At 71.4% G+C, this 19,041-nt stretch carries 17 protein-coding genes; 12 read left to right on the top strand and 5 right to left on the bottom strand.

What is annotated here, in order from left to right:
• Positions 1–37 precede the first annotated feature (37 nt).
• On the top strand, positions 38–1,495 hold the full coding sequence (locus tag ACF1ED_RS16840; RefSeq protein WP_391761068.1) for an amino acid permease: 1,458 nt from the start codon (positions 38–40) through the stop codon (positions 1,493–1,495).
• Here ACF1ED_RS16840 and ACF1ED_RS16835 read toward each other — a convergent pair.
• The 3 genes from ACF1ED_RS16835 to ACF1ED_RS16825 all read right to left on the bottom strand — a co-directional run bounded on the left by ACF1ED_RS16835 (position 1,449) and on the right by ACF1ED_RS16825 (position 4,927).
• Positions 1,449–1,997: an ATP-binding protein gene (locus ACF1ED_RS16835; RefSeq protein ID WP_391761066.1), complete on the bottom strand. Its 549-nt coding sequence runs from the start codon at positions 1,995–1,997 to the stop codon at positions 1,449–1,451. The genes ACF1ED_RS16840 and ACF1ED_RS16835 overlap by 47 nt on opposite strands.
• A gap of 281 nt (positions 1,998–2,278) precedes the next feature.
• The gene (locus ACF1ED_RS16830) at positions 2,279–3,100 is read right to left on the bottom strand and encodes a PaaX family transcriptional regulator C-terminal domain-containing protein (protein WP_391761064.1); all 822 of its coding nucleotides are present in this window, start codon (positions 3,098–3,100) and stop codon (positions 2,279–2,281) included.
• A 162-nt stretch (positions 3,101–3,262) separates the two neighbouring features.
• The gene (locus ACF1ED_RS16825) at positions 3,263–4,927 is read right to left on the bottom strand and encodes an AMP-binding protein (protein WP_391761062.1); all 1,665 of its coding nucleotides are present in this window, start codon (positions 4,925–4,927) and stop codon (positions 3,263–3,265) included.
• A 541-nt stretch (positions 4,928–5,468) separates the two neighbouring features.
• Between ACF1ED_RS16825 and ACF1ED_RS16820 the strand changes: the two genes are divergently transcribed.
• The 11 genes from ACF1ED_RS16820 to ACF1ED_RS16770 all read left to right on the top strand — a co-directional run bounded on the left by ACF1ED_RS16820 (position 5,469) and on the right by ACF1ED_RS16770 (position 16,957).
• Positions 5,469–5,882 (top strand): RidA family protein, encoded by a 414-nt coding sequence (locus tag ACF1ED_RS16820; protein ID WP_391761060.1) that lies wholly within the window; start codon positions 5,469–5,471, stop codon positions 5,880–5,882.
• A gap of 97 nt (positions 5,883–5,979) precedes the next feature.
• Entirely contained in the window at positions 5,980–7,533 is a 1,554-nt protein-coding gene (locus tag ACF1ED_RS16815; protein ID WP_391761058.1) for an MFS transporter, read from the top strand.
• Between the two features lie 88 nt (positions 7,534–7,621).
• The gene (locus ACF1ED_RS16810; protein ID WP_391761056.1) at positions 7,622–8,278 is read left to right on the top strand and encodes a Crp/Fnr family transcriptional regulator; all 657 of its coding nucleotides are present in this window, start codon (positions 7,622–7,624) and stop codon (positions 8,276–8,278) included.
• Between the two features lie 135 nt (positions 8,279–8,413).
• The gene (locus ACF1ED_RS16805) at positions 8,414–9,355 is read left to right on the top strand and encodes a hypothetical protein (RefSeq protein WP_391761054.1); all 942 of its coding nucleotides are present in this window, start codon (positions 8,414–8,416) and stop codon (positions 9,353–9,355) included.
• Positions 9,356–9,710: 355 nt separating this feature from the next.
• Entirely contained in the window at positions 9,711–11,465 is a 1,755-nt protein-coding gene (locus ACF1ED_RS16800; RefSeq protein ID WP_391761052.1) for a hypothetical protein, read from the top strand.
• Entirely contained in the window at positions 11,462–12,343 is an 882-nt protein-coding gene (locus tag ACF1ED_RS16795) for a hypothetical protein (protein ID WP_391761050.1), read from the top strand. Before ACF1ED_RS16800 ends, ACF1ED_RS16795 begins: the two co-directional genes overlap by 4 nt.
• A gap of 225 nt (positions 12,344–12,568) precedes the next feature.
• The gene (locus ACF1ED_RS16790; protein WP_391761048.1) at positions 12,569–12,814 is read left to right on the top strand and encodes an S-type pyocin domain-containing protein; all 246 of its coding nucleotides are present in this window, start codon (positions 12,569–12,571) and stop codon (positions 12,812–12,814) included.
• Positions 12,801–14,828: a hypothetical protein gene (locus ACF1ED_RS16785; protein WP_391761046.1), complete on the top strand. Its 2,028-nt coding sequence runs from the start codon at positions 12,801–12,803 to the stop codon at positions 14,826–14,828. The genes ACF1ED_RS16790 and ACF1ED_RS16785 overlap by 14 nt, the downstream gene beginning before the upstream one ends.
• Positions 14,829–14,840: 12 nt before the next feature.
• The gene (locus ACF1ED_RS16780) at positions 14,841–15,557 is read left to right on the top strand and encodes a hypothetical protein (RefSeq protein ID WP_391761044.1); all 717 of its coding nucleotides are present in this window, start codon (positions 14,841–14,843) and stop codon (positions 15,555–15,557) included.
• On the top strand, positions 15,554–15,826 hold the full coding sequence (locus ACF1ED_RS16775; RefSeq protein WP_391761043.1) for a DNA-binding protein: 273 nt from the start codon (positions 15,554–15,556) through the stop codon (positions 15,824–15,826). The genes ACF1ED_RS16780 and ACF1ED_RS16775 overlap by 4 nt, the downstream gene beginning before the upstream one ends.
• Positions 15,827–16,030: 204 nt before the next feature.
• Positions 16,031–16,957, top strand: coding sequence for a hypothetical protein (locus ACF1ED_RS16770; RefSeq protein ID WP_391761041.1), 927 nt, complete (start codon positions 16,031–16,033; stop codon positions 16,955–16,957).
• A 96-nt stretch (positions 16,958–17,053) separates the two neighbouring features.
• On the opposite strand, the gene ACF1ED_RS16765 is transcribed toward ACF1ED_RS16770, so the two are convergent.
• Positions 17,054–18,583 carry a helix-turn-helix domain-containing protein gene (locus ACF1ED_RS16765; protein ID WP_391761039.1) on the bottom strand — a complete coding sequence of 510 codons (1,530 nt, stop codon included), beginning with the start codon at positions 18,581–18,583 and terminating at the stop codon, positions 17,054–17,056.
• A gap of 96 nt (positions 18,584–18,679) precedes the next feature.
• Positions 18,680–19,036, bottom strand: coding sequence for a VOC family protein (locus ACF1ED_RS16760; protein WP_391761037.1), 357 nt, complete (start codon positions 19,034–19,036; stop codon positions 18,680–18,682).
• Positions 19,037–19,041: the final 5 nt, after the last annotated feature.

The raw sequence follows: 19,041 nt of genomic DNA, 5'->3' as shown, positions 1-19,041 counted from the left end.
GCCCGGACCCCCCTGACGCGTGCACGACCGGACCCGCATGACCAGAGATGAGAAGCGCCGCATGTTCTCGCGGATCAAGTCCCCCCAGCAGCTGATCGCCGAATCCGGCGCCGACCTGGAGGGACACGGCCTCAAGCGCACCATGGGCCTCTTCCAGCTGGTGTGCTTCGGCATCGGCGCGATCGTCGGCACCGGCATCTTCGTCGGCCTCGCCGACAGCGTCGCCGAGGCGGGCCCCGCGGTGGTCGTCTCCTTCGTCCTCGCCGCGATCACCTGCGTCTTCACCGCCTTCTCCTTCGCGGAGCTCGGCGGCGCGATCCCGGTCTCCGGATCGTCCTACTCCTTCGCCTACGCGAGCCTCGGCGAGCGGGCCGCCTTCCTCGTCGGCTGGTGCCTGCTCCTGGAGTACGGCGTCTCCGTCTCGGCGGTCGCCGTCGGCTGGAGCCAGTACCTCGACGAACTCCTCCACAGCCTCACCGGCCTGCGGCTGCCCGAGGCGCTCGCCGCCGGGCCCGCCGAGGGCGGCGTGATCAACCTCCCCGCCGTGGCCGTCATCCTGATGGCCGCGACCCTCCTGGTCCGCGGCGTCCGCGAGAGCGCCCGCGCCACCGCCGCCATGGCGGTCCTGAAGATCGGCATCCTGGTCGTCTTCTGCGCGATCGGCTTCTCCGCCTTCGAGGCCGGGCACCTCTCGCCGTTCGCCACCGAGGGCATGGCCGGCATCACGGCCGGCGCCTCGGTCGCCTTCTTCTCGTACATCGGCTTCGACGCCATCACCACCGCCGGCGAGGAGGTGAAGGACCCGCGCCGGAACATCCCGCTCGCGATCCTCATCTGCATCGGCCTCGTCACCGTGCTGTACTGCGCGGTCGCCCTCGCCGCGATCGGCGCGATCGGCGCCGGCGAGGTCGCGGACAAGCCCGCCGCGCTCTCCCTCGTCGTCGACCGGGTCACCGGCTCCGCCGCCGGCGGCGGCGTCATCGCCTTCGGCGCGGTCGTCGCCATCGCCTCCGTCGTCCTCGCCGTGATGTACGGCCAGACCCGCGTCCTCATGGCGATGTCCCGCGACGGCCTGATGCCCCGGATCCTGGAACGGGTCTCCCCGAAGACCTCCACCCCCGTCGCCAACACCTGGATCGTCGCCGCGGTCTTCGCCGTCCCGGCCGCCTTCGCCCCGCTCGACGTGGTCGTGGACCTCACCACCATCGGCACCCTCGCGATCATGGCCGTGGTCAACCTCGCGGTGATGGTGCTGCGCCGTCGGGAGCCCGGCCTCGGCCGCTCCTTCAAGGTGCCGCTCTACCCGCTGAGCCCGGTCCTCGGCATCGGCTTCTGCCTCTACCTCATCTGGGGCACCGGCTGGCGGACCTGGCTGGTCTTCGCCTGCTTCCTCGCCGCCGGGGCCGTGCTGTACGCGGTCTACGGGCGCCGCCACTCCCGCCTCGCGCTCACGCCCGCGACGGACACCGCTGGGCGGGCACCCGGGGGAGCGTGAACCAGACCGCCTTGCCGTGCGCGGTCGGACGGTGGCCGCAGTCGCTGCTGAGCGCCCGGATCAGCAGCAGCCCGCGGCCGTGCTCCTGCCAGGGGTCGACCTCGGCGTCCGGATCCGGACAGACCAGCTGCCCGGGGCGGGCCGGATCGGGGTCGTGCACCTCGATCTGACAGCCGTCCGGCGCCGCGAGCAGCTCCACGACCAGCTCGATCGGCCCCTCGCCCGAGGTGTGCTCCACCGCGTTGGCCACCAGCTCGGCGGTGAGCAGCTCCGCCGTGTCGCGGTCGGGCCCGCCGGGGCCGATCTCGCCGAGCGCGGTACGGATCAGGGCGCGGGCCAGCGGGACGGCGGCGGTGGTACGGGGGAGGTGGACGCGCCAGGCGCGCGCGGGCGCGCCGGAGGCGGAGGGCGGGGCGGAGGATGTGGCGGACGCGGAAGGCGGGGCGGAGGCGGAAGAGGGGGCGACCCGGGGCTCGGGTATGGGGCCGGCGAGGTCGGACATGGGGGCGGATCCCTTCACAGGGCGGTGGCAGGGCGGGCGCCCGGGCGGCGGCGGGTGTCCGGGCGGAGGGGGAGGGTGGAGCGAGACGTCCTGGTTTCAACACTATCGGGGGGCGAATACCGGCCACAGAGGCCCCCCGCCCGGCTTCGCGGGACCCAGGTCCCCTCCGGCGCGGGACCTTGGAAGAGCGGCCGGCCACTCCGCCGCCCCGTTGCCCTGTCGCTCCGCCGCTCCGCCGCTCCGTCGTGCGGAACGGAACGGCGCGGGCGCGCTCCCGGGCCCTACAGGTCCTTCTCCACCGCCCGTACGTACTCCGCGCCCCGCTCCCACAGCAGGGCGTGCAGCTCGGCGAAGACCTCCGCCGAGCGCTGTCCGGGCCAGTCGGGAGGGAGCAGCTCGGGCGGCAGGACCGGGTCCGCGTACGGCAGCCGGCGCCAGGCGTCGAGGGTGAGGAGGTAGTCCCGGTAGGCGTCCTCCACCGTGCCGGGGGCCGCCCGCCAGGCCGCGAGGACCGGCTCGTGACCGGTCAGGAACTCCTCGTGCAGCCGCGCGATCGCCGGCAGGTCCCACCAGCGGGCCACCGCCTCCGCCGTCGCCGTGTAGCCGAGGTGGTCGCCGCGGAAGAAGTCCACGTACGGGGAGAGCTCCAGGCGTTCCAGGGCGTGGCGGGTCTCCTCGTACAGCCGGGCCGGCGCGATCCAGACGCCCGGCGCCGCCGTGCCGAAGCCCAGCCGTCCGAGCCGGGAGCGCAGCAGGTGCCGCTTGTGCCGCTCCTGCTCGGGGACGGAGAAGACGGCGAGGACCCAGCCGTCCGCCAGGGACGGCTCCGTCCGGGCGTAGATCCGCCGGTCGCCGTCCTCCAGGAGCCGGCGGGCGTCGTGGGAGAGCGCGTAGCCCGCCGAGCCGTCCGGGGTCCGGCGGGAGAGCAGCAGCCCGCGCCGCTTGAGCCGCGAAACGGAGGAGCGCACCGAGGGGGCGTCCACGCCGACCGCGGCGAGCAGCCGGATGAGCGCGGCCACCGGCATAGGCGTCTCCTCCGACGGTCGGCCGTAGGCGCCGTAGAGCGAGACGATCAGGGAACGGGGGGTGTGCTGCTCGGCCACGTGATCACTTTAGGCCGTGCCGCGCGGCCCCGGCGGCCGGATCTGGTCCGGCCTGTTCCGGCCCGGTCAGGTGCTGCCCGGTCCAGTCAGGCCCGGCCCGGCCCGGTCAGGCTGGGTCCGGGGCCTCCTGGTCCGGTCCGGGGCCTCCTGGTCCGGTCCGGGTCAGCCGCGCAGCCGGTGGCGCTGGAGCTTGCCGGTGGCGGTGCGGGGGAGCGCGTCCACGAAGACGACCGCGCGGGGCGACTTGTACGGGGCGAGGCGGGCGCGCACGAAGGAGCGCAGCGCGGCGGCGGTGGCCGCGTCGCGCGGGACCCCGTCCCGCACCACCGCGTAGGCGACGACGACCTGGCCGCGCAACGGGTCGGGGCGGCCCACGACCGCCGTCTCGACGACGTCCGGATGGCCGAGGAGCACCTCCTCCACCTGGGGCCCGGCGATCGTGTACCCGGCCGAGATGATCATGTCGTCGGCGCGGGAGACGTACCGGAACCTGCCGTCGGGCTCCCGGACGTACCGGTCACCGGTGACGTTCCAGCCGTTCCGCACGTACTCCGTCTGGCGGGGGTCGGCCGCGCGGGGGCCCGTCCGGTGGGGGCCGGTCCGGTGGGAGTCGGCCAGATAGCGGCAGCCGACCGGGCCGCGCACGGCGAGCAGCCCCTCCCGGCCGTCGGGGACGGGCCGGCCGTCCGGGCCGAGGACGGCGGCCTGCCAGCCCGGCACCGGGCGGCCGGTGGTGCCGGGGCGGCTGTCGGCGTCGGCGGCGGCGACGAAGATGTGGAGGAGCTCGGTGGCGCCGATGCCATTGATGAGCCGGAGCCCGGTCCGGGCGTACCAGCCGGTCCAGACGGCGTCCGGGAGGTTCTCGCCGGCCGAGACGCAGCGGCGCAGCGAGGACAGGTCGCCGGCGGAGCCGCCGTCGAGGAGGCCGAGCATCACCCGGTAGGCGGTGGGCGCGGTGAAGAGCACCGAGACCCGGTGCCGGCCGATCGCCGCGAGCAGCTGCTGGGGCCCGGCCCGGTCCAGCAGGAGGGCGCTGGCGCCCGCGCGGAGCGGGAAGACCAGCAGCCCGCCGAGGCCGAAGGTGAAGGCGAGCTGCGGGGAGCCGGCGAAGACGTCGTCCGGGCGGGGCCGCAGCACCTGCGCGGAGAAGGTGTCGGCGGCGGCCAGGACGTCCCGGTGGAAGTGGACGCAGCCCTTGGGGCGGCCGGTGGTGCCGGAGGTGAAGGCGATCAGGGCCACGTCGTCGGCGGCGGTGTCCGCCGCGCGGTAGGGGCAGGCGGGCAGGCGCCCGGCGCGGGCGAGGAGGTCGTCGGGCCCCTCGCCGCCGTACGGGACGACCGCCAGGCCCGGGACGCGGGCGGCCCGCAGCTCGCCGAGCGCGCCGTCGTCGCACAGGGCGAGGGAGCAGGCGGCCGTCCCCGCGACGACGGCGAGCTCGGCGGCCCGCTGCTGGGCCGGGACGGTGACGGCGATCCCGCCGGCCTTCACGACGGCGAGCCAGCAGGCGGCGAGCCACGGCGTGGTGGGCCCGCGCAGCAGCACGCGGTTGCCGGGACGCAGCCCCAGCTCGCCGGTGAGCACCCGGGCGATCCGGTCCACGCGCCCGCGCAGCTCCCCGTAGCTCCAGGTGCCGCCCTCCCCGTCGTGGAAGGCTGGCCGCCCGGCGCCGAACCGCTCCGCCGTCCGGTCGAGGAGTTCGGCGGCGCAGTTGAGCCGTTCGGGGTAGTCGAGCCCGGGCAGCTCGAAGACCAGCCGAGGCCACTGGGCGGCCGGTGGCAGCCGCTCGCGGGCGAAGCCGTCGACGTGCCCCGAGGGCGTCAGCTCCACGGTCCCGGCCCTCCGACCTGAAGGATTGTCGTTTCGGTGACGATCATCACGGATTCGCCATAACCGGGTTTCGTCGCACCACCTGGCCCGGTCCGGCGAAGGGGACGGCGATGGCAAAGGGGACAGCTAAGGCGACGGCGACGGCGAGGGTGACGGTGACCGGGACGCCCGGGGGCGTCGGAGAGGGCCCACATGCCCGCATTCTCACCCGATCCGGCCGCCGCGACCCGGCGTACGGCAGGGGACGCGGCCCGCCGCGCGACGCCGGGCCCCGGCCGCGCCCCGGCGTACCGCCCGAGGTCCCCGGCGTGCGGCCGGGGCGGCCAGGCGGCACGGTGGGAAACAGAGACGGCGGGAAACAGGGGAGAAGCACGGCCACCCCTCCCGGCCGTGAGAACTCCCGGCCGTGACGACCCCAGCCCGTGAGGACTCCCGACCCGCGAGGACTCCCAGCCGATGAGGACTCCGCCCCCGTGAGTACTCCGCCCCCCATAGGACTCCCGCCCCCATAGGACTCCCGACCCCGTGAGGAGCCGCCCCGATGAGCCTGCACCGCCACAACCCCGCGGAACTCGCCCCGCCGGCCGGCTTCTCGCACGCGGTCACCGCCAACGGCGCCCGGCTGGTCTTCCTCTCGGGGCAGATGGCGCTCGACAGCACTGGCGCCGTCGTCGGCACGACGCCGGCCGAGCAGTTCGCCACGGCGCTCGGCAATCTCCTCACCGCCCTGCGGCACGCGGGCGGAGGCCCCGCCGACCTGACCCGCGTCACGGTGTACACGACCGACCTGGCCGCCCACGACGCGGACTCCGCCGAACTGGGCCGGATCTGGCGCCGGATGGCGGGCCGTGACTATCCGGCGATGACGGTCGTCGAGGTCGTACGGCTCCGGGAGGAGGGGGCGCTCGTCGAACTCGACGGGATCGCCGTGCTGGAGGAACCGGGCGGTGCTTGATCGACTGGTCGCCCCGGGGGGCCGGGCTTAGGGTCGAAAGGTGGACCGACCGGCCCACGGCTCCTGCGGTGAGGGCGCGACGCGCCATGAACGAATCATGAGTAGTACACCGAAGCCGACGACCCCGGCGGTGGACCCCACTCCCACCAGCAAGGGCGACGGCAAGGGCATCGCCCTGTTCGTCATCGCCTCCTGCCAGCTGATGGTCGTCCTCGACATCACCATCGTCAACATCGCGCTGCCACACATCCAGAGCGATCTCGACTTCTCGACCACCAGCCTCTCCTGGGTGGTCAACGCCTACACGCTGACCTTCGGCGGTCTCCTCCTGCTCGGCGGGCGGGCCGGCGACATCCTCGGCAGGCGCCGCGTCTTCATCTTCGGCGTGCTGCTCTTCGGATTCGCCTCCCTGCTCGGCGGGTTCGCGCAGGAGGGGTGGCAACTCCTCGCGGCCCGCGCCCTCCAGGGCGTCGGCGGCGCGATCGCCTCGCCGACCTCGCTCTCCCTGATCACGACCACCTTCGAGGAAGGACCCGAACGCAACCGGGCCTTCGGCGTGTTCGCGGGCGTGTCGGCGGCCGGAGGCGCGATCGGACTGCTCGCGGGCGGCGTGCTCGTCGAATGGCTCGACTGGCGCTGGATCTTCTTCGTGAACGTGCCGATCGCGGTGATGATCGCCGTCCTGACCCCCCGTCACGTCAGGGAGTCCGAACGCCATCCGGGCCACTTCGACCTGGCGGGCGCGCTGACGTCGACCCTCGGCATGGTGGCGCTGGTGTACGGCTTCATCCGCGCCGCGCAGGAGGGCTGGAGCGATCCCTGGACGATCGCCTCGTTCTGCGCGGCGGTGGTGCTCCTCGTGGGCTTCGTCCTGGTGGAGCGCCGGAGCCGGCAGCCGATCACCCCGCTGCACATGTTCGCCGACCGCAACAGGGCGGGCACGTACGGCATGATGCTCTGCCTGGCGGCGGCGATCTTCGGGATGTTCTTCTTCCTGACCCTCTTCGTGCAGCAGGTGCTCGGCTTCAGCCCGCTGGAGGCGGGGCTGGCCTTCCTGCCGGTCAGCGCCGTGATCGCGGTCGTGGCCGGCCTCACCTCCCAGTTCCTGCCGAAATACGGCCCGAAGCCCTTCATGGTCCTCGGTTCCCTCTGCCTCGCGGTGGGCCTCTCCTGGCTGACCCTGACGGACGTCCACTCCACCTACGCGGGCTCGATCCTCGGACCGATGCTGGTCTTCAGCGCCGGCATGGGCTTCATGTTCGTCTCGCTGACCCTGATGGCCCTCTCCAACGTCCGGCCCGCCGAGTCCGGCGCCGCCTCCGGCCTCCTCAACGCCACCCAGCAGGTCGGCGGTTCGCTCGGCCTCTCCATCCTGGTCACCGTCTTCGGCACCGCCAGCCGCAACGAGGCCGACGAACAGGTCCCCGCCTTCCTCGCCCAGGCGGGCCCCCTGGAGAAGGCCCGCTTCGCCGAGACCGGCCAGCTCCCGCCCCCCTGGGGCGACGAGGTCCTCACCTCCGGCGTCTCCGCCGGCTTCATCGTCGCCGCCGCCTTCGCCATCGTCTCCTTCCTGATAGCCCTCTTCGTCATCAAGGTCCGCCCCTCCGACATCGAACGCCTGAAGGGCGGCGGCATGATGCCGGGCGGGTGAGGGAAAGAAATCGGCCGCTTTCTCCGTGTAGCGCGCTGAAATGGAGAGTTCAGAGTTATCCAGAACGCTCCTCCTCTAGCGTGTCCGCATGAGCGAAGAAAATTCCCTTCACTCGCCTCCCCTGCGCTCCCTGGTGCCGCGCGAGGAGTGGGAGCGACTGACGCGGTACCGGCCGCAGACCTATCTCGCAGGACGCGCCCTGCTGCGGCAGGGAGACCAGGGGACACATGTGCTTGCCCTGGTCGAGGGCCTGGTGAAAGTCGTCAGGACCGAACCCGACGGACGGCAGCGGCTGCTCGGGTTCCGGGGGGAGGGCGAGATTCTGGGCGAGATGGCGCTCCAGGACGGAAGCGTCCGTATGGCTGACGTGTGGGCGTTGCGAGACAGCAGGGCGCACATTGTTCCGGCCCAGGATTTTCGTCGATTCGTGCAGGAGAACCGACTCGCTCGCCCTATTTTCGAATTGGCGTGGAATCGTATGCGTGAACAGGCGGCGCTCTGTGAGGGGGCCGTCCACGAGCGTCTCGCCCGGGCTCTGCTCCGCCTCGTCGAGGTCGCCGGAAGCGAGGAGTCCCACTTCTGCCTGACCAGGGAGGAGTTGGCCCAGCACATCGACGTGGGGCGCAAAGCCGTCAGCAAAGCCCTCGAACTGCTCGGGCCGGAGTGCGTGGAGGTGGGCAACCGCCGGATCAAGGTGGTCGGTGCGGAAAGTCTGCGCCGGATGGTCGGCGACCGAATCGTGTGACCCGCGTCACTCCTTTTCTGGTCCTGCGGAACGGAACGGTTTCGCGCCCGCTGTGAAGCTCGACGTGTCCGAACCGCCCACAGGGACGTCCCGCCCGATCCGAGAGCGACCGGGCGGACTTCACGGAGGAGTGACATGTCCGATCTCAGCAGTTCGCTGCCCCAGCGGATCGCCGCCCCGTACACCCGCAGCCGGCCGCTGCCGCCCTATCGGGGCATCCTGGCCGTCGACGCCAAGGACTTCACGGGGCGTCCGGCGATCGAGCACGAGGCCGTCAGCCGGGTCGTTCCCGAACTCCTCAAGACCGCCCTGGTCAGGTCCGGTCTCGGGGACCTGTGGGAAGACCGCGCGTTTCCCGCGACCACCGGGGACGGCTACGTCCTCGGGTTCGACCCGGTGCGCATGCCCTTCGTGATCCACCCCCTCCTGCTCACGCTCCAGGAGGTTCTGACCGACTTCAACGTCCTGTCCCACGGGGCGGTGCCGATCCGGCTCCGGGTGAGCGTGAACGTCGGTCCGCTGCCGGAGACCGAGGACGAGTTCGGCGGCAACGGCACGGCGCGCAACGACACCCACCGTCTGCTCGACTCGCGTCCCGTCAAGGCCGTTCTCACGTCCCACAACGAGAACATCACCCACGTCGCGGCCATCCTCTCCGAGCGGTGCTACGAGGACGCGGTCGCGGGCGGATACACCGGGCGTCACCCCGACCATTTCGTCGAGGTGGCCGCGACGGTCGAGGGCAAGCCGTTCTCCCAGCGGGCGTGGATCTACGTTCCGCAGCCGTCCGGGCCCCTCTACGAGGGCACGCCGGTCCTCGGCCGGGAGCCGGGACGGGAGCCTTCCCCGACCGCCGGGAGGAAGGCCGCCGACGCGGCCGGGAGCGACGACGCGCCGGCCCGGCCGACGAACAACAGCGCCCCGCGCGGCAACATCAACACCGGTACCGTCCACGGAGGGCAGAGCGTGAACAACCATCACGTGGCCGGCGACCACGTGGAGGGCCACAAGATCGGCCGGATCCGCAGTTTCCAGGGTGACCAGGTCCGCGGTGACAAGTACGAGGGCCACCGGTGACGCCGGAGGAAGGGGCGCAGCCACCGCCGGAGGGAGCGCCGCCGCAGAGCGAGGCGGAGAACATCGCCGAGCTGTTCGGCGGAATTCCGGCCTCGTTCGTGTACGCCCCCCAAGGGAACGTCAACACCGGCTTCATGCGCGGTGGGCAAGGCGTGCGCAACGAGCTCGGGCGAGAAGGAGGGCGGCAGAGGGAGGGCAGGGTGCGCGAGGGCCCGATCCCGGCCGCGGAACTGAAGGACGCCGAGTTCGGGTTCGTACGGCCGGAATGGTTCGAAGCGGCCCTGGGGCGACTGGGGGAGGGACCCCTTTTTCTGGTGGGCCGGCCGGGGGCCGGCCGGGGGCCGGACGCCGCACCGTGGCGCTCAACCTGCTGCGCGCAGGCTGCGGAGCGGACGCGCCGTTGCGGGCGCTGGACGGCGTCACCGAACTGGATCGCTGGAAACCCGCAGACGCTTCGGCGCGGGGCTATCTGATGGACGGCCTCTTCCCGGCCCGCCCCCTCTCCCGGGTCGTTCTGATGCATGTGCGCGAGCTGCTCCGGAAGGCCCGCGCACGCATGGTGATCGTGCTGCCGGACGACGCGGCCCTGCTGCGCCGCCTCGAACGGGACCTCCGCATCGATCCCGTCGTGTGCGTCCCGCCTCCCCCCTCCCAGGTGTTCGACAGCCGTTTCGAGGCGATGGTGCCGGACCGGGCGGAACGGGACCGGCTGCTGGCCGCACTGAGCCACCACCACGATCTGGCAGACCTTCTGGTTCCGGAGCTGACGCCCGCCGAAGTGGCGGAACTGGTGACGGCACTCGTCGCCGCGGACGGTGATCCGGAAGCCCTCGGAGACCTGGGTCTCCGGCTGAGTTACCGGGCCGAGCAGGAGGTTCCGGAACTCATCCGGAGCTTGCACGAGGATCCGGATTCGCTGGCCTTCCTGCTGGCCGCCTCGGTGTACGAAGGGCTGGACCAGAGGGTCGTCAGGGACGAGGCGGACCGGCTGGCGAAGCTGGCGGGCGATCGGTTCACGGCTGTGCTGCCCGGCACGGACGCCGACGGGGCCACCAGGGGCGACCGACCCAATCCGGAGTTCGTCTTCCGGCGCTCTCTGACCGAGCGGCTGCACGCGGTGCGCGCGGTCCGTCAGGAACGCGAGATCTGCGCGGAGGGCACCTACACGCACAGTGTGGAGGCCGTGGCGTTCGTCAGGCACCGGCAGGCCGAGGCCGTGCTCAGACACGTGTGGCGGGAGTACGGGCGGCTGTCGGAACTTCTCGTCGAGTGGCTGCGGGACGTGCCCCGCTTCGACGGGCTGGCCGGAGCGGCGGGTCGGACCATGGGGAGGGCCGCGAGTTGGGGCGGTGGACGGAACGCCCTGGGACACCTGAAGGAACTCGCGGGATCAGAGCGGGCGACCAGCAGGATCGTCGCGGCGAACGCACTGAGCGTCGCGGCCGAGGACCCTGTACTCGTCGCGGAGGTCCGGTACCGCCTCGACCGGTGGAGCACGGCGGCGAACCCCTGCCTCAGGGCGACGGTGGCCCATGCCTGCGGCGCCGAATTCGGGCTCGCCCGCCCTGACGTCGCCCTGAACCTTCTCCACAAGCTCTTCCTCGGGTCGCAGAGCCATGACACCAAGGAGCTAGAGGTGCGGGTGGCCGTGGACGCCGCGGTCCTGAGCCTGTTCCGGGCCGGCAACGAGGAGAAGGTCTTCGGTCGGCTCTTGGAGTGGCTGGACGACGACCACTGCGACCAGGAGCGGGTGCTGTCGCTCTTCAACGGGATGCTCTGGTCTCCACAGTGGTTCATGTGGAACCTCGCCCGGTGGACGCTGGGAGCACAGGCCCTGGTCGAACTCGCCGGCCGGGCGCTGAACGAGGAGGGCTCTTTCGGCGGTGCGTGCACGGCCCTCCTGTACTGGGCGGAGGCGAGCCGATGGGACGAGGAGCAGTCCAAGGCGGTCGAGAAACTTTTCGCGGCCCTTTCCCAATCCATGAGATCCGGCGAGTTCCGTCTTTTCGTGGAAATGGACCGGGCGGGTGCGGACGGATGGCCCGGCCTCGCCGCCGCGCGTCATGCGCTGCACCGGTGGCGCAAGGGTGAATACAGGAGGGTGGCATGAGCGAAGAGAGCCCCGAGGATCTCTTCCATCGGCTGGAGAGGCCGCCCTGGAGGGAAATTCTCGGCCACCGCTGGTTCGCTTCGAAAGAGTGGTCGCTGGTGCTCAGGGACGAGGAGGGAGAGTATTTTCTCCTCGGCCGCCGAGGGGACCCGGACGACACCGAGGCGCACCTGCCCCTCTTGGACGCGGCCGGTCCTCCCCGGCTGGCCGGCAGGTACACCGACGCCTTCCGGGTGGATGCGACCGAGCACGTGGACACCCGGGCGGTCGGCCTCCCCACGGTGTACGGCACGGAATCCGTCGACCTCTGGATCTCCTGGTGGGTTCACGATCCCGTACGCGTCGTACGGACGAAGAGCCGATACGGCTGGCACACGGTGCGCGCCCACCTCACCTCCGCCCTGCGGCACTTGGCGGAAGCACAGGAGGTCACGGGCAGCGGACTGGGCGCACCGGAGATCATGAGCCGGCTCGGTCTTCCCCAGCGCCTGGAGGAATACGGCCTGAGCTACCGGGTGTTCGATGTGCGGCTCCGGGAGAGCGGTGAAGAGCTGAGGCTCGGCCAGGAGGGCGAAGGGGTTCGCTACTCCTGGACGACCAGCCGCCGGGGGGAGTACGAGTTCTGCCTCCAAGCCCTCCAGGCGGGCCCGGTCTCACTGGCGGCACTGTGGCTGCTCCGACACCCGGGGGAAGTGCGGCAGGTGCTGGACTGGGCGGTCGATCACCGGGACCTGCTGGCCCCGCCGCGCTCCGACTGGCAGGAGGAGCTGGCCGTACTGCTGGGCACGTTGCCCGTTCAGGAACGCCAGGAGCTCTCCCGTCTGCTGCGCGACCGGATCGGGGCGCTGGGACGGCGGGTTCCCGGCGATTTCATCTGAATCAATTAGATACTCGAATATCGAGTTCACGTGCGAGCGTGCTGCCTTGGGGTAGCGCGCTCGCTTCTCTTTTCCCGCACTCCCGGGAGCTCCTTTCAAACGTGACGCCGGACACGCTTTTTCTGGTCCTCCGGAACAGCGTCGCAGCCGGATCCACGGGAGTCTCGAAACGTCCGAACGAAGTGCGCCCGAAGAATTCCCGGGCATCCACGGCAGGAAGGCGACATGCGAGCAGAAGAGACCCGCGATCCGGACAACGTCCTCGCGTTCCGTCGGACGCGAGGGGACGACGCCCCGGGGCGCGCGCCCCGTGCGGCCCCGGTCGCCGGCCCCGAGACGGCGAGCCCGCCCGTGACGGTCCTGAGCGCGGAGCGCGGGATCATCAACACCGGCATCGTCCACGGCGGCCAGCACGTCACCACTGTCGAGTTCTCCGGCCGTACCGACGGAGGAACCGATGGCGACCGCTGAACCCGCCGGTGAGCGAAGCGACTTCGAAGGGTTCATGGCGGCCCTGACGGGCCGGGAGATGGTGGTCGTGGCTCCGCACGGCACCGTCAACACCGGAGTGGTGACCGGTGGCCAGCAGCAGGTCCTCGCGCCCTCGTCGGAGGGCGGTGCGGCGCCGGGGCCGATGCGACAAGGCCCTGTGCGGGCGAGGTACCTGGAAACGGTGCGACGACGCTTCGTGCCGCCGCCCGGATTCGAGGACGCCCTCGCCGTACTCGAATCCGGTGTCGCGGTACTCGTGGGCGAGACCGGGACGGGGCGGGAGACGCACGCCCTCAATCTCCTCGCGCACGGCCGTCGGGAACCCGTGCTCGTCCAGATCGACGGGACCGTCAACCTCTCCCGGTGGTCGCCGCGCGCCCAGGGAGTCGACGGGTACCTGATGACGGAACCCGCGGACCCGTTCGCCCTCCGGGAGTGGTACCTGGGCCGCCTCGAAGGACTCCTGACAGAAGCGGGCGCACGTCTGGTCATCGTGCTGGCGGAGGCCCCCGGCCTGGTGAGCGCCTTGGAGGACCACCTCGGAATGCCGGTCCTGCGCCACCGCCCGCCGGCCCCCGGGCAGGTCTTCGCCGCCCACCTTGCGGACGGTTGCCCCGACGAGGCGACACGAGCCCGGTGGTTGCGGAACCTGCTACCCGGCACGCTCGACGAGTTGCTGCCGGACGGGCTGCCGCCCCGCTACGCCGCCCAGGCCGCGGACGCCTTGTGCCGCCTGGGCGCAGAGGGCGGCCGCGCTCCCGAGGAGCTTCCGCTCCGCCTCGCCCGGACCGAGGGCGCCGAGATTCTAGCCCGGACCCAGAACGACCCCGCCCTTCTGGCCTGCCTGCTCTCCCTCAGCGCCTACGGGGGGCTGCACCGCACCCTCGTGACGGAACGCGCGCGGCAATTGCTGCGGCTGATGGGACCGTACGGGGAGCGAGAACCCGGCCCGAACGCTCCGCACGGCCGTGCGGGCGAGGGATTCCGGCAGTGGCCATCGGCCGACGTCCTGCGGATCCTCGGGGCCCACCGAGTGCGCCACGTCGACAGCGAGGCCATCGACACGATGACCTTCTTCTGGCCCGCCGTGGCAGGAGCCGTGTGGGAGGGACTGTGCCGCGACCACGCGGATCTCGTCCCCGTGGTGCACACGTGGCTGGCCGACCCCGGTCACGAGGAGGAGGTCGAGCGGGCCGGCCGGGCTGTGGCCGCCATGGCGGAGGCCACGGGCGGACAGTCCCTGGATCTCCTGCCCGCACTGGCGTCGTCCCCTTCGTTCGCCGCCCCGAAGATGATCGCGCGGTGCTTGACGACGGCTTTCCGCGACCGGAGGGCAGCCCGGAAGGCGGCCGAGCTGCTCGATCTGTGGAGCGTCACGTCCCAGCTTTCTCAGCGCCAGGCCGTGGCGTACGCCTGTCAGGAGCACGAAGGGATCGCGGACGGAGAGGCGCTGCGGTTGCTGGAACGGCTCATGGCGACATCGGGGGACGGCCCGGACGACCTCTCTGTTTGGAGGGTGGTCGCAACTGCGCTCGCGCGGCGGTTCGACGCCGGAGACCACGCGGCCAGGGCGGTGCTGCTGAAACGGATGCGCGCCTGGACGGAGACCGATGGTGTACCCGGCCTGACGGTCGCCCTGGTCTTCCCTCTCCTGCTGCGCGCGGAGTTCGCCTGGTGGAGCGAGTGGGCCCTGGCCGATCCCGAATCGGCGAGGACCGTGACGCACTTCGTCGGATGGTCCCTGAACGAGGCGGCTGCCTTCGTGGTCATGCGGGACACCCTGCTTGCCTGGTGTGCGGAAGAGGCCGGCGCCGACGGTCGCCCCCAGGCGGTCCCCCCGCTTCTCGACAGCCTGGTGACCGCTCAGGAACCCGGCTTTCTCCGCTGGCTCCTGGCCGTGGAAAGAGGCCCGGACACGATGCCGGGCAAGGAGCTCGCTGCCCGCGCGCTGAAGACATGGCGCGACAAGACCCCTTTCCCGAAAACCGATTGACCAGGAGAACCGATGTGGTTTCCTTCTCGTCCCGGCCTCTTCACCACCGTCGAGCGCCACTGCGCGGACAGTGACCCCGCACCCCCGCTGCGCTTGTTCGACGGTACGGAACCGGCGCCCCTCACCCTCCTCCAGGCTCGCGCGCTGCTGTACGACCGCACCGCATGCTCCACGGTGAAGGCTTCTCTGTGGCGCCAGATCGCCGAGCGCGCCCGGACCGGAGGCCCCGACTGGCCGATGGCGGTGGTGTGGCTCGGACTCCCCGGACTGTGTCGCACCGCCTTCAACATCGCCCGGTGCTGCCGCGTCGATCGCGAGGACGTCGAGGCGGAACTCGTCACCTGCTATCTCGAAGGACTGGCAGAGCTTGGCCCACACGTCTCCGACCCCGGTGCGGCGGTGCTGAGATCGGCCTGTTCCCGCACGTGGGAAGTCTGGCGCGAAGCGCGCCGGGAGAACGCCGTGGACGACGTGGACCTCGTGGGTGGCATCCCCCTCGACGAGGGCGGAGAAGGGGTCTGGCACGCCGACTACGACCCTGGCCCGCGCGGCCCTGGCCTCTCCGCGCCCCTGCGGATCTCCGTACCCGCGCATCGTGTCGAAGGGGTACGGCTCGGCGCGCTCGCCCGTGCCTGGGGCATCGCCGGCACGGCCACGAGCGTCGGTCACTCGGGCCGGGGCCGCCAGGTCGCCACGCTCTCCCTGCGACGTGCACGGAGGAACGGATGAGCGACCGTCCCGACACTCCCCTCACCTTTCGAGAGATCTTCGACCTGCCGGTGAGCGTCGATCTGCGTACGGCGGCCAGGGCGTTCGGCATGTGCCTGGGCACTGCCTACCGGCTGATCGCCCGAAACGCCTTCCCCTGTCCCACCGTCCGTGTCGGCAGCCGTCACCGGGTGCGCACCGTCGATTTGCTGGCCGCGCTCGGCATCGAGGAGCGGCCGGTTTTCGCCGACGAGATCGCCGACGGAGTGGCGCTCACCCTCTTCGACTGACCGGACATCGCCCCGCCGATCGCCTCGCCGTCGGCGGGACGGAACTCCGCATCACCGACCGCGCGAAAGGAAACCACCATGCCCACTTGCCTTGTCATCGGCAGGAATACGCCCCCTGCTCCCGCTGCCGGCCCTCACCTCCCCGACGAGCGGCGCCGGTCCACGGTCCTCTACGAGGAGGTCGTGAGGCCTGTGTGCGAGTCCATGGGGTTCGACGCCCTGCACGTGGACAGGCTTGCCGAAAGCGGCATGCCCATGGACCGACTGCTGCACCTGCTGGGCGAGGCGGAGATCGTCGTGGCGGACCTTGAAGGGGGAGACGAGGAACTCGTCTTCGCACTCGGAGCCCGGCACGCGCTCGGTCGCCGTACCCTCCACGTCACGGAGAAGGCGGGCACTTTCCTGCCGTCCAGTACGGCATTCCGCATCGCGTTCCCGTCGTGTTCCGCCGATATCGTCACCGCTCGGCAGCGGCTGACGATCCTGCTCGGAGCGGAGTCGCAGAACGGGGTGCTCGCGTCGTCCCCGTCCCCGCCGCCGGCCTTTCCGCCGGACGCGGACACGGATGCCTCTGACGACGTGCCCGGGCTGTTCGATCTGGTGATGGAATCGGAATCCCAGATGGAGGCGCTCTCCGGAGACATGGACGACGTGGACGCCGCCATGACGGACCTCAAAGCGATGCTCGAACTGTTCGCCAAGGACATGACCCGCATGGGCCGACCGGGAACGTCGTCGAGCGAGAAGGTGGCCGTGCTGAACCGCCTCGCCAAGGCCCTCGACGGCCCGGCCGGCGACCTGGAGGACGCGACGGGGCGCTTCGAGGAGCACTTGGGCGCCAGCGCAGGCGCGTTCGGGGCGTTCATGGAATGGGCGGCCAAGACTCCTCGCTCCCGGTGGCCGGAGGGCGCGGACGCGGTGCTGGAGCAGCTCGTGTCGGCCCCCTGGGGCGCGGCTGCCGCAGAGGCATCCATGAGGGAAGGGATGGAGACGATCCGTCTGTTCGGCAGCGCCAGCCGCCGGCTGCGCCGCCCCACCCGGCGCATCACCTCGTCCATCGAGTCCCTGCTGAAGGGCCTGTCCGCGATCTGTGAGCTACAGGACGCGGCAGCGGCGCTGCGGGATTCCTGAGCCGTCCGGGTACGGGTCGGGGCTGCCGGATCTGACGTCCGGCAGCCCCGACCCGTTTCGGAGCGGACCCGGCGAAGAAACACCGGGCCCGCCTTCCTAGATGTCCCTGAAGATCTCGATCTGCGCGCCCACCGAGTTCAGGCGTTCCGCGAGGTCCTCGTAGCCGCGGTTGATGACGTAGACGTTGCGGAGGACGGAGGTGCCTTCGGCGGCCATCATCGCCAGGAGGACGACGACGGCGGGGCGGAGGGCGGGCGGGCACATCATCTCGGCGGCGCGCCAGCGGGTGGGGCCCTCGACCAGGACGCGGTGGGGGTCCAGGAGCTGGAGGCGGCCGCCGAGGCGGTTGAGGTCCGTGAGGTAGATGGCGCGGTTGTCGTAGACCCAGTCGTGGATGAGGGTCTGGCCCTGGGCGGTGGCCGCGATGGCCGCGAAGAAGGGGACGTTGTCGATGTTGAGGCCCGGGAAGGGCATCGGGTGGATCTTGTCGATCGGCGCCTCCAGCTTGGAGGGGCGGACCGTCAGGTCGACCAGGCGGGTGCGGCCGTTGTCGGCGGCGTACTCGGCGGAGCGGTCGTGGTCGAGGCCCATCTCCTCCAGGACCGCGAGCTCGATCTCCAGGAACTCGATCGGGACCCGGCGGATCGTCAGCTCGGACTCGGTGACGACGGCCGCGGCGAGGAGGCTCATGGCCTCGACCGGGTCCTCGGAGGGGGAGTAGTCGACGTCGGCGTCGATCTCCGGGACGCCGTGCACGGTCAGGGTGGTGGTGCCGACGCCGTCGACGCGCACGCCCAGCGCCTCCAGGAAGAAGCACAGGTCCTGGACCATGTAGTTGGAGGAGGCGTTGCGGATGACGGTGACGCCGTCGTGGCGGGCGGCCGCCAGGAGCGCGTTCTCGGTCACGGTGTCGCCGCGCTCGGTCAGGACGATCGGGCGGTCGGGGGAGACGGCCCGCTCGACCTGCGCGTGGTAGAGGCCCTCGGTGGCGGTGATGTCCAGGCCGAAGCGGCGCAGCGCGATCATGTGCGGCTCGATCGTGCGCGTACCGAGGTCGCAGCCGCCGGCGTAGGGCAGCTTGAAGCGGTCCAGGCGGTGCAGCAGCGGGCCGAGGAACATGATGATGGAGCGGGTGCGGATGGCGGCCTCGGCGTCGATGGACTCCATGTCCAGCTCGGCCGGCGGCACGATCTCCAGGTCCACGCCGTCGTTGATCCAGCGGGTGCGGACGCCGATGGAGTTGAGCACTTCGAGGAGGCGGAAGACCTCCTCGATCCGGGCGACCCGGCGCAGCACCGTGCGGCCCTTGTTGAGGAGGGTGGCGCACAGCAGCGCGACGCAGGCGTTCTTGCTGGTCTTGACGTCGATGGAGCCGGAGAGGCGGCGGCGGCCGACGACGCGGAGGTGCATCGGGCCGGCGTAGCCGAGGGAGACGATCTCGCTGTCGAGGGCCTCCCCGATGCGGGCGATCATCTCAAGGCTGATGTTCTGGTTGCCGCGTTCGATCCGGTTGACCGCGCTCTGACTGGTGGCCAGGGCTTCGGCGAGCTGCGTCTGGGTCCAGCCGCGGTGCTGCCGTGCGTCACGGATGAGCTTGCCGATGCGTACGAGGTAGTCGTCTGCCATGCCGTCACGTTATCTCAGATATGAGATGAGTCGATCACCGGGGTGCGGCATTCGGGTGACGTGTCGTTACGTATGAGGTTATATGACCGATTTGGGCTAGGTGGGGAGGTCGATGGCCGTGGGGTGTCGCGGTTCGTACAGCGGAAGCTCCGTGCCGCTCGGCAGCCGTACCGCCGCGAGCAGCCCCCATCCCTGGTCGGTGATGGCCCGTGAGATCTCCGCGCCCTTGTCCTCCAGGGCGGTGAGGGTGCGGGTGAGGTCCTCGCACATCAGATAGACCTCGTGCTTCGGCTCGCCCTCGGCCGGGTGGACCGCGATCTCGGCGGGCGGCAGCCGGAAGACCAGCCAGCCCCGCCCCGCGTCCACGTGCGGGAAGCCGACGACGTCCCGCAGGAAGGCCCGGTCGGCCTCCGCGTCGCGGGTGTAGAGGATGACGTGCGCGCCGCTGAACATGGACC

The organism is Streptomyces sp. NPDC014656 (assembly GCF_043084305.1).
Lineage (GTDB): Bacteria > Actinomycetota > Actinomycetes > Streptomycetales > Streptomycetaceae > Streptomyces.
The sequence above is the reverse complement of the archived record's forward strand: the minus strand, read 5'-3'. Positions and strand labels throughout refer to the sequence as shown.